Source organism: Pseudomonas bohemica (assembly GCF_002934685.1).
Taxonomy (GTDB): domain Bacteria; phylum Pseudomonadota; class Gammaproteobacteria; order Pseudomonadales; family Pseudomonadaceae; genus Aquipseudomonas; species Aquipseudomonas bohemica.
In genome coordinates this window covers 1-14,884 of sequence record NZ_NKHL01000076.1, presented here as the reverse complement: position 1 = coordinate 14,884, position 14,884 = coordinate 1, and the positions used below count along the sequence as shown (strand labels likewise).

Annotated in this window: 12 protein-coding genes; 10 read left to right on the top strand and 2 right to left on the bottom strand. The window is 58.9% G+C overall.

All coding sequences use genetic code 11. The features are described 5' to 3' along the window. The first annotated feature begins 120 nt into the window (after positions 1-120). Complete coding sequence (locus tag CE491_RS03185) at positions 121-540, top strand: HPF/RaiA family ribosome-associated protein (RefSeq protein ID WP_110946920.1); 420 nt, start codon at positions 121-123, stop codon at positions 538-540. 559 nt (positions 541-1,099) lie between these two features. Further along, positions 1,100-1,429, top strand: coding sequence for a DUF3509 domain-containing protein (locus CE491_RS03180; protein ID WP_110946919.1), 330 nt, complete (start codon positions 1,100-1,102; stop codon positions 1,427-1,429). 74 nt (positions 1,430-1,503) lie between these two features. Here CE491_RS03180 and CE491_RS03175 read toward each other — a convergent pair whose 3' ends face one another. Both CE491_RS03175 and rpiB read right to left on the bottom strand, forming a co-directional pair. Continuing rightward, positions 1,504-2,493, bottom strand: coding sequence for a sugar-binding transcriptional regulator (locus tag CE491_RS03175; RefSeq protein WP_110946918.1), 990 nt, complete (start codon positions 2,491-2,493; stop codon positions 1,504-1,506). Between the two features lie 86 nt (positions 2,494-2,579). Next, a complete protein-coding gene (gene rpiB / locus CE491_RS03170) occupies positions 2,580-3,038 on the bottom strand; it encodes a ribose 5-phosphate isomerase B (RefSeq protein ID WP_110946917.1) in 459 nt (152 codons plus the stop codon). A 310-nt stretch (positions 3,039-3,348) separates the two neighbouring features. On the opposite strand from rpiB, the gene CE491_RS03165 reads away from it, so the two are divergent. The 8 genes from CE491_RS03165 to CE491_RS03130 all read left to right on the top strand — a co-directional run bounded on the left by CE491_RS03165 (position 3,349) and on the right by CE491_RS03130 (position 14,808). Beyond that, entirely contained in the window at positions 3,349-4,836 is a 1,488-nt protein-coding gene (locus tag CE491_RS03165) for a sugar ABC transporter ATP-binding protein (RefSeq protein WP_110946916.1), read from the top strand. After that, positions 4,833-5,813: an ABC transporter permease gene (locus CE491_RS03160; protein ID WP_110946915.1), complete on the top strand. Its 981-nt coding sequence runs from the start codon at positions 4,833-4,835 to the stop codon at positions 5,811-5,813. Before CE491_RS03165 ends, CE491_RS03160 begins: the two co-directional genes overlap by 4 nt. Before the next feature lie 50 nt (positions 5,814-5,863). Next, positions 5,864-6,865, top strand: a complete 1,002-nt coding sequence (locus tag CE491_RS03155) for a substrate-binding domain-containing protein (protein WP_110946914.1) — start codon at positions 5,864-5,866, stop codon at positions 6,863-6,865. Positions 6,866-6,927: 62 nt separating this feature from the next. After that, positions 6,928-7,686 (top strand): SDR family oxidoreductase, encoded by a 759-nt coding sequence (locus tag CE491_RS03150; protein WP_110946913.1) that lies wholly within the window; start codon positions 6,928-6,930, stop codon positions 7,684-7,686. A 150-nt stretch (positions 7,687-7,836) separates the two neighbouring features. Then, entirely contained in the window at positions 7,837-8,856 is a 1,020-nt protein-coding gene (locus tag CE491_RS03145; RefSeq protein WP_234407494.1) for an MDR/zinc-dependent alcohol dehydrogenase-like family protein, read from the top strand. Between the two features lie 44 nt (positions 8,857-8,900). Beyond that, positions 8,901-9,902 carry a dihydroxyacetone kinase subunit DhaK gene (locus CE491_RS03140; protein WP_110946912.1) on the top strand — a complete coding sequence of 334 codons (1,002 nt, stop codon included), beginning with the start codon at positions 8,901-8,903 and terminating at the stop codon, positions 9,900-9,902. A gap of 3 nt (positions 9,903-9,905) precedes the next feature. Next, positions 9,906-10,553: a dihydroxyacetone kinase subunit DhaL gene (gene dhaL / locus CE491_RS03135; protein WP_110946911.1), complete on the top strand. Its 648-nt coding sequence runs from the start codon at positions 9,906-9,908 to the stop codon at positions 10,551-10,553. A gap of 202 nt (positions 10,554-10,755) precedes the next feature. Next, positions 10,756-14,808 carry an RHS repeat-associated core domain-containing protein gene (locus tag CE491_RS03130; RefSeq protein WP_110946910.1) on the top strand — a complete coding sequence of 1,351 codons (4,053 nt, stop codon included), beginning with the start codon at positions 10,756-10,758 and terminating at the stop codon, positions 14,806-14,808. The last annotated feature ends 76 nt before the right edge of the window (positions 14,809-14,884 follow it).

The window sequence follows — 14,884 nt, the reverse complement described above, 5'->3', positions numbered from 1 at the left end:
TATTTTTCTCTCGCGCAGGGGGTTGAATTGTTGGTTCATCGGCGCCAACACTGTGAGTGAGGGCAGACGAAATTCATGTCGTCGAGACTCTCCCGAGCAAGCCAAAGTAAGGGAAGAACTATGCAAATCCAGGTCAATAGCGATAACCACATCGAAAGCAGCATCCGACTGGAGGAGTGGGTACGAACCACCGTTGAAAGCACGCTCGACCGCTACGAAGAAGATCTCACCCGCATCGAAGTTCATATCCGCGACGAGAACGGTGACAAGCCCGGCCCCCACGACATCCGCTGTCAGATGGAAGCCCGGCCGAAAGGACACCAACCCATTTCCGTGACTCACAAAGCCGAATCGCTGGATCTGGCAGTAGACGGTGCCGCGGTAAAGCTCGATCACGCGCTGGAGCATCTGTTTGGCAAGCTGCGCAGCAAACGCGGGGGTGTGGCGTCGCTTGAAAGCGCCCCAGGCAAGGATTCGGAAAACCCGGACGCCCTGCTGCAGGAGGAATTTCTCGAGAAAGATGAAGCGCTGCACGGTTAAACCGGCCGCTTGAAACATCGATCAAATAATTAAGGGCGGGCCTGTGGAGACAGGCCCGCCCTTTTTTGTGCAGATGGACGCACGATGAGAGTTTTCGCGCGATAAGCAAGAGCCACGGCACGGCTTGCCGACATTGGCGCTTTGAAGATTGCCGCCCCACTGCTTCACGCACACAAACCATGCGCGCCGCACAATTAGTGCCCGTTTGCGACCTGAATAGCTTATGGCAACCACTAACTGATTAATTAAAAAAGGGGAATTCCTGACCGGTTTCTGCGCTGATTTGTTTTCATGCGCACTCCGATACATCGTTTTGTCCGGAATGGCCCAAACCATGCAAGGCCCACTGCGTCGAGTCTCCGACTCCCCGAAACTTCGCCCGCATGGCTCGACGGGCGCCAACGTCAACCCGATGCCATATCAACGAAGCGCCTCGTTCTGCATTCATATCCCGGCGATAGCAGGCGAAGCAAAATTTTTCTACCGTTGATCCAGCGTCCAGAACTAAAGGGACTAACCCCAAGTCAATTTATGCAGATCGATAATCAGGTAATAGGCCATGGAAAACCCTTTTCAACAGATCACTGATGCTTTTCACCCAGACTATCGGGTTAATTTAAGTATCCAGGGCCTCGACGGAACCATCATGCTGACACTTTCCAACGAGTCAGGCGTGGTCGCGAAACGCTTGATCAGCCCAGCCCAACGTAACTCACCCAGGCGCCTGCGCCGCTTGATCGAAAGTGTGCAATTTGGCATCGCTATCGAACAAGGCCACAGCGCGATCAAGATCCTCGCCGCCATGACCGATGGCGATCTCAAACAATTGTCACCGCCACCGGCGCGTAACCATTTTCTCAATCGCCCTCAATTGAACGTCGGTATCTGAACCGGATTTCATCGGCATGAGGCGAACCTGACGGAGGCGACTCCAAAATCGCCTCCAGCCTCACTTCCCCTTCTTTAGTCGACGGACGCTTTGCGCGTCGCATCGTCCAGCGCCAGGATCGTGTGCGCATTGGTGACTGTCGTCGCCAGCGTGTTTATCACGCCAGATCGCAATGCTCCCAAGGTCGCCGCCGCTTTGGTGTTTTCACTGGCAATCGCCACCACATCGGGAATCCGCACCAGCTCCTGCACATTCAATCCGATGATGCGGCCCTGCATGGCGGTGATTGCAGGCTGCCCGTGAATATCGATGAAGTCATAACCCATCATGTCGCCGACAGTGCCAGAGAGACGCGCCTGAGCGATCTCCTGGGGCGAAAACCAGCCCATGCGCACCATATTGCTGTTCTCGCTCATATCCCCGATGCCGATCAACGCGATGTCAGCGCGCCGGGCGCGATCCAACGTGGAGCGCACGGTGTCGTTGCTGATCAATGCGCTACGCAACTCCGGGTTCGCGACCAGCGCAGGCGCGTACAGGGTTTCGCTTTCGGCCCCGAAACGCAGCGCGAGGCGACGGCAGATGTGGTCCGGATTCATGTACTCCCCAGCCTTCAACGAACCGCCGATGGCACACACGAACGTACAATTTTTACTGACTGGCAGAAATACGTTGTCTGCTACAGCGCCCACATTGCGCCCCATGCCGACGGCGATGATCATACCGTCGCTGAGCGTCTTGTTCAGGTAGTTGGCGACCAGGCTGGCGACCGCCGAACGCTGAGTGTCAGGGTCGCTGTGGTCGACCGCGATCAGCGCGCGATCAAGCTTGAAACGCTGAACCAGTGCCTGCTCAAGCTCATTGTTCATGGTCGGGTGCTGCAGGACCCGAACTTCGACGATGCCTTCGTCCCGAGCCCGCTTGAGCAGACGGCTGACCTTCGCCCGCGACAGATCGAAGCGCTTGGCAATGGCTTCCTGCGTGACATTCTCGAGGTAATAGAGCATGGCGACGTCGGTCATCAGATCGATGTCGCTGACCCCGGCTTGAGTACTGTCACTCATGGGAACTGGCTTCCGTTTCAACTTCAAAGGCCCATTCTCGCTATACCTTGCTCCCGGCGTCCAGCCACGACGCTTACCCTGCGCAATTAATGGTTGTCACGCTCGATGGCGCTGATGCGTTCGACCTTCGCGCCAGAGCGCGCCGATTCGAACTCAGACTGCAGAAATGAGCTGACCACGCTCTTGGCCAACTCAGGCCCGATGACTCTCGCCCCGATAGACAGGATTTGCGCGTCGTTGCTTTTGCGTGCGCGCTCGGCCGAATAGGTGTCGTGGGCCTGCGCTGCGCGAATGCCCAGCACTTTGTTGGCGGAAATCGCCATGCCGATCCCCGTCCCGCAAACCAGTACACCCAAACGGTGGTGACCATCGCTGATGGCTGTAGCCACCGCCAATGCAATGTCTGGATACAGCACTGGTTCCATCGAGTGCGTCCCGAAGTCCTCGACCGGATGACCCAGCGACTGAATGTGTCGCTTCAATAATTCCTTGAGCTCCAGCCCCGCTTCATCACATCCGATGGCCACTGAAAAAGGTGCGTTCATGGCGTTTTCACTCCGCTGCCGAAAGAAACGCAGAATTGATCAAATGATCACTGCGTGAAAATATGCTCACTCATTTCGCAGCGAATTGACCCTCGCTGTCAAGCAGGACCAGGGCGTGGATTCGAGAAAAATAAGCTCATACGTATAGAAGTTCTCGCTAAAGGCTCAAGAACGGCGGTTTTGACAAAATTGAAATAAAACGAGTTGACTGATCAGAATTTCATTTGATAAACATATGCTCACTTGCAGAGCGATCAGTTGATGACATCTGCGAACCCCTAATAAGAATTCACAGCACGAGGACACGCCAATGGCCCCGCCATTACTGCTCCAGGCTGAACATGTCGCCAAGGCCTACGCCGGTATTCCTGCGTTGCGCGACGGGCGGCTTTCTCTGCGCGCCGGCAGCGTCCACGCCTTGTGCGGTGGCAACGGCGCAGGCAAGTCGACGTTTCTCGGCATCCTCATGGGGATCACTCAACGAGATGCCGGCGAAATTTCTCTGAATGGCCAACCCGTGCACTTCAATCGCCCGAGCGATGCGTTGGCCGCCGGGATTGCGATGATCACGCAGGAACTCGAGCCCATCCCGTTCATGACCGTGGCCGAAAACATCTGGCTGGGCCGCGAGCCGCGCCATGTGGGCTGCATCGTCGATTACAAAGAACTCAACCGCCGCACCCGAGTCCTGCTTGAAGAACTGGATTTTGACGTCGATGCCGAAAGCCCGATGCATCGCCTGAGCGTGGCGCAAATCCAGCTGGTGGAAATCGCCAAGGCATTCAGTCACGACTGCCAGGTGATGATCATGGATGAACCAACGTCCGCCATCGGCGAGCGTGAGGCCGAGACGCTGTTCAAGGCGATTCGTCGCTTGACCGCACGCGGCGCCGGGATCATTTATGTATCGCATCGACTCAGTGAACTTGCGCAGATCGCCGACGAATACACCATCTTTCGCGATGGCGCCTTCGTCGAGAGCGGGCGTATGTCGGACATCGACCGGGCGCATCTGGTACGCGGCATCGTCGGTCAAGAGTTACAAAGCATCGATCACAAGATCGGGCGCGAATGCCAGGAGCAAACTTGCCTGAGCGTCGAGGGCCTGAGCCGCGAAGGCGAATTTCAAGACATCAGCCTGCAGGTTCGCCCTGGCGAAATCCTTGGCATCTACGGCCTGACGGGTTCCGGTCGCAGCGAGTTTCTCAACTGCATCTATGGCCTGACCTTGCCCGACTCCGGCAGCGTAATGCTCAAGGGCAAACCATTGCCCACTGGCGTTCCGTCCTCGACCATTGCCGCAGGCATGTCGCTGGTCACCGAAGACCGCAAGGAAAGCGGACTGGTGCTCAACGGCAGTGTCATGGCCAACATTGCCCTCTCCGCCTACAAGAGCCTGTCCAGTTGGTCGCTGATCAATGCGCGTAAAGAAAACGAGCTCGCGCAACGGATGGTCAAGCGGCTGCACATCAAGACCGCCTCGCTGAATTTACCGGTCGAGTCGATGAGCGGCGGCAATCAGCAGAAGGTGGTGCTCGCCAAATGCCTGTCGACCCAGCCGATCTGCCTGCTCTGCGATGAGCCCACCCGGGGTATCGACGAAGGCGCCAAGCAAGAGATCTATCACCTGCTCGACGAATTCGTGCGCGCAGGCGGGGCTGCCATTGTCGTGTCGTCCGAAGCCCCGGAATTGCTGCATCTGAGTGATCGCATCGCGGTGTTCAAAGGTGGCCGTCTGGTCACCATCAGTACCGATACCGCTCTTTCCCAGGAAGCCTTGTTGAGTCTCGCCTCATGAACACCAAGACCCTATCCGCCCCCTTTACATCCTCCGCCCCTCGGCATCGGTTGCGTCTGACACTCGACCGCTTCGGCCTGCCACTGGTGTTTATCCTGCTGTGCATCGTCATGGCCTTCGCCAGCGAGTACTTCATGACCTGGCGCAATTGGATGGACATCCTGCGCCAGACGTCAATCAACGGGATCCTCGCGGTGGGCATGACCTACGTCATCCTGACCAAGGGCATCGACCTTTCGGTCGGCTCGATCCTCGCCTTCGCCGGACTGTGCAGTGCATTGGTCGCAACTCAAGGCTACGGCCTGCTCGCAGCGGTCAGCGCCGGGATGTTTGCCGGCGCGATGCTTGGCGTGGTCAACGGCTTCATGGTCGCGAACCTGTCGATCCCGCCTTTCGTAGCGACCCTCGGCATGCTCAGCATCGCCCGAGGCATGACCTTCATTCTCAACGACGGCAGCCCGGTCACCGATCTGCCTGATGCCTATCTGGCGCTGGGCATCGGCAAGTTCGGCCCGATCGGCATTCCCATCGTGATCTTCGCCGTGGTCGCGCTGATCTTCTGGATGGTCCTGCGATACACCACTTACGGGCGCTACGTGTACGCCGTGGGCGGAAACGAAAAGAGCGCGCGAACCTCCGGCATTGGCGTACGCAAAGTGATGTTCTCGGTGTACGTCGTGTCTGGATTGCTCGCAGGCCTTGCAGGTGTAGTGCTGTCAGCCCGAACCACTTCGGCCCTGCCGCAGGCCGGCATGTCCTACGAACTCGACGCCATCGCGGCCGTGGTCATCGGTGGTACCAGCCTCTCCGGTGGCACCGGCAGCATTGTCGGCACGTTGTTCGGCGCGCTGTTGATCGGAGTCATCAACAACGGCCTGAACCTGCTCGGCGTCTCCTCTTATTACCAGCAGGTAGCCAAGGGTCTGATTATCGTCCTTGCGGTACTGATCGACGTCTGGCGCAAAAGAAAACGTTAACCCCTGACATCCACTGCAACAGAACGATTACAACAATAAGGAGTTCTTTCATGAAAGCAGGCAAAACCTTACTCGCTGCGCTGGCCCTATCCGCTCTCGCCAGTGGCATCGCCCAGGCGCAGACCTACAAGATCGGTGCCGCTGTCTACGGCCTCAAAGGCCAGTTCATGCAGAACTGGGTGCGTGAAATCAAAGAGCATCCGGCGGTCAAGGATGGCACCGTGCAAATCACTGTGTTCGACGGCAACTACGACGCCCTGACCCAGAACAACCAGATCGAAACCATGGTCACCCAGCACTACGACGCAATCATCTTCGTGCCGATCGACACCAAGGCAGGCGTTGGCGCCGTGGCTCGCGCCGAGGAAGCCGGGGTTCCGGTGATCGCCTCCAACACCAAGGTTGCCGGAGACAAAGTGCCCTATGTCGGCAACGACGACGTAGAGGGCGGCCGACTTCAAGCTCAGGCGATGGTCGACAAGATCGGCGGCAAAGGCAACGTGGTGATCATTCAGGGGCCGATCGGTCAGTCGGCGCAGATCGATCGCGAAAAAGGCGAAATGGAAATCCTCAAGAAAAACCCGGACATCAAAGTCATCGAAATGAAGACCGCCAACTGGTCGCGGGCCGAATCACTGACCTTGACCGAGGACTGGCTCAACGCGCACCCCAACGGCGGAATCTCCGGGATCATCGCGCAAAACGACGACATGGCCCTGGGCGCATTGCACGCTGTGAAATCCCGCGGACTTTCCCCGAATGACGTGCCCATCACCTCCATCGACGGCATGCCCGATGCGATCCAGGCCGCGAAAAAAGGCGAAGTCACCACCTTCCTTCAGGATGCACAGGCGCAATCTCAAGGCGCCCTCGATGTGGCTTTGAAAAAGCTCATCGGTGCAGATTACAAGCCGCGCTCGGTGATCTGGGAACGCTACGCCAAGGACGTGAAGTGGGGCGAAGGCAAGGATCAGCTCTACATCCTGCCTTGGGTGCCGGTGCTCAACAGCAACGCCGATGCGTTGTACCAGCAAGTCACTGCAGCGAAATAACACTCGCCAAATACCCATAGACCGCGCGGGCCGTCATGGCCCGCCATGCCAGGAGCAAAGCCATGTCCGGATTCATCAACCGCGCTTTCGACTTCAATGGACGTTGCGCCGTGATCACCGGCGGCGGAGCCGGGATCGGCCTGGCCTGCGCCACGCTGCTCGCCGAATGCGGCGCGCGAGTGGCTCTGCTGGATCGTGATCCGGCCGTGGAAACCGTAGCCGCAAGCCTGGGCGGTGAACACGTCGGTGTCGTCGCCGATCTGCGCCAGCTCGACCAGATACAAAACGCCATTGACAGCATCGCGAACCGCTTTGGTCGTATCGATTGCCTGATCAACAGTGCCGGCGTGGTGTTCCTCGATAAAGCGCTGGTTGTGAGCGAAGACGCTTGGGACAGCACCCTCGATATCAACCTCAAGGCCAGCTTCTTCGTCGCTCAGGCCTGCGCCCGTCACATGATCGATCAGGGCCAGGGACGCATCGTCAACCTCGCCTCGCAAGCTGCCGTTATCGGCCTGGATCAACACGTCGCCTATTGCGCGAGCAAGGCAGGCGTGGTGGGCATGACCAAAGTGCTGGCCATGGAATGGGCCGCCCACGGCATCACTGTCAACGCGGTCTCGCCCACCATCGTCGAAACCGCGCTGGGCAAGAAAGCCTGGGCCGGCGAACGTGGCGAACAGGCGAAAAAACAGATACCCGTGGGCCGCTTCGCCCAGCCCGAAGAGGTCGCGGGGCTGGTGCTGTACCTGCTCAGCGGCGCCGCACAAATGGTCACCGGCGAGAACGTGGTGATTGACGGCGGCTACAGCATTCAGTGATTCAGCGTCTGAGCTTCTTTTCTTTTTTGTGAGGTCTTTATGTCCGCCGTTATCGAACGCAGCCCCGCTACAACGTCCAGCGACTACCTCAACCCGGTCATACCGGCAACCATGCAGGCCGTGGTCTGACATGGCCCTGAAGATTACCGCCTGGAGCAAGTCGCCGTACCGACGCCCGGCCCCGATGAAATTCTGACCAAGGTCGAGCTGTGCGGCATTTGCATGGGTGACATCAAGACTTACCGCGGTGCCCCATCGTTTTGGGGCGACGCTGAACAACCGCGCTACGTCAAACCGCCGATGATTCCGGGGCATGAATTCGTCTGCCGCGTCGTCGCTCTCGGTCCTGGCGCCGAGAAGCGTGGCGTGAAGATCGGCGACCGAGTGATCTCCGAGCAGATCGTACCGTGCTGGGGCTGTCGCTTTTGCAACCACGGCCAATACTGGATGTGCCAGAAGCACGACTTGTACGGCTTCCAGAACAACGTTCAGGGCGCGATGGCCCAGTACATGATCTTCACCAAGGAAGGCATTGTGCACAAAGTGCCGGACGAGATCGCGCCTGACGAAGCGATCCTGATCGAACCTCTGGCCTGCTCACTGCACGCCGCCGACCGCGCCGATGTCGGACTGGATGACATCGTGGTGGTAGCCGGCGCTGGCACTTTGGGACTGGGGATTATCGGCGCGGTTCGCCTGCGCAATCCAAAACGCCTGATCGTGCTGGACATGAAACCCGAGCGCGCCGAACTTGCCCTGCGCATGGGCGCCGATGAAGTGTGGAATCCGGCGCAGGAAGACGTGTTGCAGAAGATCCGCGACATCACTGAAGGCTATGGCTGTGACATCTATATAGAAGCCACCGGTCATCACAAGGCGGTCAATCAGGGCCTGGCGATGCTGCGCAAGCTGGGCCGTTTCGTCGAATTCAGCGTGTTCAACGACGAAGCCACGGTGGATTGGTCGATCATCGGCGACCGCAAGGAACTGGACGTGCTGGGTTCGCACCTTGGGCCGTACATGTATCCGCGGGCAATCGACTTCATCGGCAATCGCAAAATTGACATGCGCGATGTGGTCACGCACAAATTCGCACTGGCCGACTTCAAGGAAGCCTTCGCGGTCATGGAGCGCGGTGATCGCTCCCTGAAAGTGGTGCTTGAGCCCTGATCGACACGCCGACTGAACAAGAAAAAGAACAAGGAAAACGCGTCATGAATCGAGTGATAAACGATGCGGATCTGGTAGTCGAGGACATGCTGCGCGGCATCCTCGTCGCCCATCCGCAATTGCGTCAGCACGAAAACAACCCACGGGTGATCACCAAGGCCAAGGCGTCGAGCGCCGGTCAGGTCGGCATCGTCACAGGCGGAGGATCGGGACATGAACCGGCGTTTTTAGGCTATGTCGGGCCTGGCCTGGTCGATGCGGTGGCCGTCGGCGAGATCTTCTCATCCCCCACCGCCAAAAGCTTCTTCGATGCCTTCCGTGCCGCCGACCACGGTGCAGGCATCGCCTGCCTTTACGGCAACTATGCTGGCGACAACATGAACGTGAAGCTGGCGATGAAAATGGCCGCGAGCAAAGACCTTGAGGTCCGCACGGTAGTCGCCAATGACGATGTGGCCTCGGCACCTCGCGAAGACATCGCCAAACGCCGAGGCGTCGCAGGTGAGATTTTCATGTGGAAAATTGGCGGCGCGGCGGCAAGGCAAGGTTATGACCTGAGCGGCGTGATCCGAGTCGCGCAGAAGGCTGTGGATAACTGCCGCTCCATCGGCGTCGGCTTGACGCCCTGCACCATCGCCGCTGTCGGCAAACCGAACTTTCAGATTCCCGCTGGGCAAATGGAACTGGGCATCGGTCACCACGGCGAGCCGGGCATTGAGGTGGTGCCAGTCGAAACTGCTGCGGCGATGGCCGAACGCATGCTCAAGCCGATTCTCGCCGACCGCGATTTCAATCAGGACGACAGCGTTGTGGTACTGGTCTCGGGACTCGGTGCGACACCGGTTATGGAGCTGTACATTTTTTACGCCGAAGTGGAACGTCTTCTTACCGATAAAGGCCTGAAAATTCATCGCTGCTACGTCGGAAATTACTTCACGTCGTTGGAAATGATGGGCGTGACGCTGACCCTCTTAGGGCTCGATGACGAATTGAAAACCCTGATCGATCAACCCTGCCAGTCCATCGGCATGACCCAGACGGAGTGAATCATGAGCCAGCATTTTTCCAGCGCTGACGGCAGCGCCATTGTCGGCGATCTGGTCAGCGTGATCGTCGCCAACCGCGAATACCTCAGCGAAGTGGACGGTGCCATCGGTGATGGTGATCACGGCATCAACATGGCCAAGGGCTTTGCCCACTGCGGGCGAACCATCGACGGCAAACAACTGAGCCTGGCCGAGGCACTGGACGAGTTGACCTTGAGCCTGATGGAAGGCATCGGCGGCTCGATGGGCCCACTCTACGGCAGCCTTTTCATCGGTATGGCCAACGAGGTGCGCGACACCCCGACAATCGACGCCGCACAATTCGCCAGGCTATTGCGCGGCGGTCTGACATCGTTGCAGGACATCACTGACGCTGGTGTGGGCGACAAGTGTCTGATGGACACATTGATTCCCGCCGTCGAAGCGGCTGAGAACGCGGCTCGTGATGGAGCGTCGTTCGATGAGATGCTCGCGCAGGTGAAAGCAGCAGCGTCCAAGGGGCGTGACTCAACAAAGAACCTGGTGGCGAAAATCGGCCGCGCCAGTCGCCTGGGCGAGCGCTCTTTGGGCGTACTGGATGCGGGGGCCGTGTCGTGTTGCTTGATTCTGACGCGATTAGCGGATTCGGTTGAGCCGCGGCTGCGAAGCTGAGACGGCTTGCCAAAGTAAATGCCCCGTTGAAGCGGGGCGATTGCGTTTTGTCAGGTTTTTCACTCCACCCAACAAGAGTAATGGAGATGCTCCTGTAGTCCCCTTCTGAAAAGCGCGCAGTCCGCGCTTTTTTTGTTTCTGCGCTCAGACACCTGCGTTCAAAGCCTCTAAATTCCGGCGCTTTCTCAGCGCGGATCACGGAATGTCTGACGCCCTATGGGCTGCTCGCCAAGGCGACGCCCTCGCTCACAGCTCGATGATGGCCGATGTGCTCGGTGGCGTACTGGAGGTCGCGGCCTGTGTGGCCATCGGCGGCGCAGTGGCAGCTGCGGTGGTTGGTGCAGTCGGTCTGACGATGGCTACCGGAGGACTTGGCGCCTGCTTGCTCGGGGCTGCTGTCAACGTCGCGGTGGGTGTGGGCATGAACCTCACCGGCGCCGACGCCAGCATCAGTCAGTTCTGTGAAGGCCTGGCCAACGATCTGTTTCCGCCAACGGTGAGCGCGCACATCAGCAGTGGTTCGCCCAACGTTTTCATCAACGACTTGCCTGCAGCGCGAGCGGCAGGTGCGGTGTCGGCCAGCGGCGAACTGCCTGACGATCCCGCGCCTGAAGGCACGTTCCTCGACATCGCCAAGGGCTTTTTCTTGGAGCTGTGGCGCCCCACGGTGGCAACGCCTGCCCCAGGCGTTTTGCCAAAGCCAGCCGATCTAGTGGTTTGCGACCGGCATGCGCCGATGCCGATTCAGTACATCGCTGAAGGCTCGGAGCGAGTATTCATCAACGGCCAGCCCGCCGTACGCAGCGGCGATCGCAGCACCTGCGATGCAACCGTCGTGTCATCAGGATCGATTTCACCGAACGTGCGCATCGGCGGCGACCGACTCGTGGTACGGGAAATTCGTAGCGCCAAGACGCCGGGGGTTGGCCTGGCTGTCAGCGCGCTGATGATGCTCAGGGGTGGCAGGAGCAAGTTCGCCAGCAACCTGCCCTGCATGCTCTTGGGCGGCCTGAATTCGTTCGTCGTCAGTCAGGCCATTGGTGCACTGACTCGCGCGGTATCCGCTTCACCGAATCCCGTGCACGCGGCAACGGGCGCCAAGGTGCTGGGTGGCGCAGAGGATTTGGATTTCGTGCTGCCCGGCGTCATGCCCCTTGAGTGGCAGCGTTTTTATAACAGCCGGGATGAGCGGCGTGATGGGCTATTCGGCGCAGGTTGGAGCGTGCCCTATGAAATCAGCGTGCATATCGAGCCGCATTCAACCGGTGGCGAGCGGCTGATCTATATCGATGAGCAGGCTCGGCGAATCGACATGGGGTCGATTCCACTGGGTGGTGCGGTGTTCAGCGCAGGTGAAGGCCTGGCGGTGCGTCGCCATGATGATGGTCGGTTGCTGATCGAAAGTGAGGATGGGCTTTATCGGCAGTTCGAAGCCACTCTGATCGATCCACATCAGCTTCGCCTGAGCCAACTGGGGGACCGCAACGACAACCGCATCTACCTGGATTACGACAGCGAAGGACGCCTGATTCAGATCCGCGACACGCTCGACGCGCTGCGCGTGGCGCTGCTGTATTCCGCGCAATGGCCGGGGCGCGTTGAACGCATCGAGCGGGTGTTTGCCGATGAAACCATCGAGCCCCTGGCAAGTTATGCCTACGACTCGTGCGGCGACCTGGCCCAAGTATGCGACACATCGGCGAACGTCCGGCGTCGCTTTGTCTACGACGGCGGCCAGCGCCTCCTCGAGCATCAATTGCCCACCGGTCTGCGCTGTTTCTACGACTGGGCGCTGATTGATGAGCGTGAATGGCGGGTCATTCGCCACTGGACGGATGACGGAGAAGAATACCGCTTCGACTATGACCTGATTACCGGCAGCACTGTCATCACCGATGGCCTGGGCCGGGCGAGTACGCGTCGCTGGAACAGCCAGCATCAGATCACGGAATACAGCGACAACCTTGACCAGACGTGGCGGTTCTCCTGGAACGACGAACGTCAGTTGCTGGGTGCCAGCGACCCTCAAGGCGGACAGTGGCAATACAGCTATGACGATGCGGGCAATCTAAGTACGACCGAGGATCCACTGGGCCGAGTCGACTCGACGTTATGGCTGGAACATTGGTCGCTGCCCCGCGTGGAAACCGATGCGGCCGGCCACAGCTGGCAATATCGCTACGACGCGCGGGGCAACTGCACCCATGAGGCCAATCCACTGGGGCACGTCACTCAGTACCGCTACGACGAACGCGGTCAGGTGATCGAGAGCATCGACGCCGCTGGCAAGAGCAAGAAACTTCGCTGGAATGAGTTCGGGCAGGTGACCGAGCACATCGATTGCTCCGGGTACGCGACGGCGTTCAGCTACGACCGGCGTGGCTGTCTGCAGGGCATCACCAATGCACTGGGCGAACGCACGGTTTATCGATACGACAGCCAGGGTCGATTGCAAAGCAGCGAGTGGCCTGATGGACGTGCGGAGCACTATCAGCGAGACATCGTCGGAGCACTCACGGGTTACACCGATCCTGCGGGCCACACGACCACCTATCGATACGACACGCGCGGTCAGGTGCAGCAGCGGATCGACGCCCATAATCGGCAGGTACAGTTCAGCTACGACGCCTATGGGCGGCTACTGGCACTGACCAACGAAAACGGCGAGCGTTATCGATTTGCCTGGGACGCCGGCGATCGTCTGGTGCTGCAGCAGGATCTGGATGGCAGTCAGCGGCGCTACAGTTATGACCCGCTGGACAGTCCCTTTCGGGTCGAGCACTTGCCTTCGCCCCATGAGAAAGAGCGGCCCGCGGATCCCATCGTGCATTCGCTGGAACGTGACGCGCTTGGACGGCTCGTCGCCAAAATCACCGCCGATGGTCGCACCGAATATCGCTATGACGCTCTCGATCAACTGCGCGAAGTCATCTTTATCGACCTTGAGGGCGCACAGCAACGCGTGAGTTTCGCCTACGATGTCCTCGGTCAACTGATCTGTGAAACCGGCTCGTCAGGCCCGCTGCAGCATCATTACGACGAACTGGGCAATCTGACGCAGACGCAACTGCCCGATGGCCGCTGGCTCAATCGCTTGCATTACGGCAGCGGGCATTTGCACCAGATCAATCTCGACGGCCAAGTCATCAGCGACTTCGAACGCGATCTCCTTCATCGCGAAGTCTTGCGCAGCCAGGGCCAGATCAACACACGTAGCCAGTACGACCGCAGTGGGCGCCTGCGCACAAGATCACGGCGAGCGACCGTCCAGCTCCAACATTTGCCTGCTGAACGAGCGAAAGAATACGTCTACGACCCCACCAACAACCTGGTAAGTCGGGTGAATCGGCAGGGTGCGCGTGAGTCGCGAACCGCGCTGCACTACGACTCGACCGCCCGTATCATGACCAGTCAGGACGACCTTGCCGGACCACCCGAAACCTTCGCCTACGACGCCGCGGCCAACCTGCTCGACGGCTCGCGATCCGGCGCTGGCCGGATCAAGCACAACAAGCTTCTGACTTATCAGGACAAACGTTATCGCTACGACGGCTTCGGCCGAATGATCGAGAAACGCAGCAGGCGTCATGGGCTTCAGCAGTTCACCTACGACGCCGAACACCGCTTGATCGAAGTCCGCGGCGAAAATGGCCATCACGTCCGCATGGCTTACGACCCGCTCGGACGACGCATCGGTAAAACCGAATATGACCAGCATGGCACCGTAATCAGCGATACCCGTTTCGACTGGGACGGCCTGCGCCTACTGGGCGAACAACGCAACCACCTGCAAAGCCTCTACATCTACACCGACGGCGGCCACGACCCCCTCGCCCGCATCGACGGCATCGCAGCCCTGCAGAAAACCCGCTACTACCACAACGACGTCAACGGCCTGCCCGAACAGCTCACCGAAGCGGACGGCCATGTCATCTGGCAGGCGAACTATCAGGTTTGGGGCAACACAACAGAAGAACACCGCAAACCCCACTTTATCGAAGAGCAGAACCTGAGGTTTCAAGGCCAATACCTTGATCGCGAGACCGGACTGCACTACAACACCTTCAGATTCTATGATCCGGACGTAGGCAGGTTTACAACGCCTGATCCGATTGGGTTGGCGGGTGGGTTTAACCTCTATCAGTACGCGCCGAATCCGGTTGGGTGGGTGGATCCGTGGGGTTGGAAGTCCTGCTTCAGAGATAAAAAAGCCCAAGCTCATGCTGAGTCGATTATTAACAAACATGGCGGATGAATCGCCCCGGATTTTCTAGACACTCTCCAAGCTCAGGAAATAGCGTTTCTCATACTCTACTGGAGACAGCTGCATA

Excerpts from the sequence above, each read along its gene's own strand:
- CE491_RS03185 (WP_110946920.1), top strand. The coding sequence starts at position 121 with ATGCAAATCCAGGTCAATAGCGATAACCACATCGAAAGCAGCATCCGA.
- CE491_RS03180 (WP_110946919.1), top strand. The coding sequence starts at position 1,100 with ATGGAAAACCCTTTTCAACAGATCACTGATGCTTTTCACCCAGACTAT.
- CE491_RS03175 (WP_110946918.1), bottom strand. The coding sequence starts at position 2,493 with ATGAGTGACAGTACTCAAGCCGGGGTCAGCGACATCGATCTGATGACC.
- rpiB (WP_110946917.1), bottom strand. The coding sequence starts at position 3,038 with ATGAACGCACCTTTTTCAGTGGCCATCGGATGTGATGAAGCGGGGCTG.
- CE491_RS03165 (WP_110946916.1), top strand. The coding sequence starts at position 3,349 with ATGGCCCCGCCATTACTGCTCCAGGCTGAACATGTCGCCAAGGCCTAC.
- CE491_RS03160 (WP_110946915.1), top strand. The coding sequence starts at position 4,833 with ATGAACACCAAGACCCTATCCGCCCCCTTTACATCCTCCGCCCCTCGG.
- CE491_RS03155 (WP_110946914.1), top strand. The coding sequence starts at position 5,864 with ATGAAAGCAGGCAAAACCTTACTCGCTGCGCTGGCCCTATCCGCTCTC.
- CE491_RS03150 (WP_110946913.1), top strand. The coding sequence starts at position 6,928 with ATGTCCGGATTCATCAACCGCGCTTTCGACTTCAATGGACGTTGCGCC.
- CE491_RS03140 (WP_110946912.1), top strand. The coding sequence starts at position 8,901 with ATGAATCGAGTGATAAACGATGCGGATCTGGTAGTCGAGGACATGCTG.
- dhaL (WP_110946911.1), top strand. The coding sequence starts at position 9,906 with ATGAGCCAGCATTTTTCCAGCGCTGACGGCAGCGCCATTGTCGGCGAT.
- CE491_RS03130 (WP_110946910.1), top strand. The coding sequence starts at position 10,756 with ATGTCTGACGCCCTATGGGCTGCTCGCCAAGGCGACGCCCTCGCTCAC.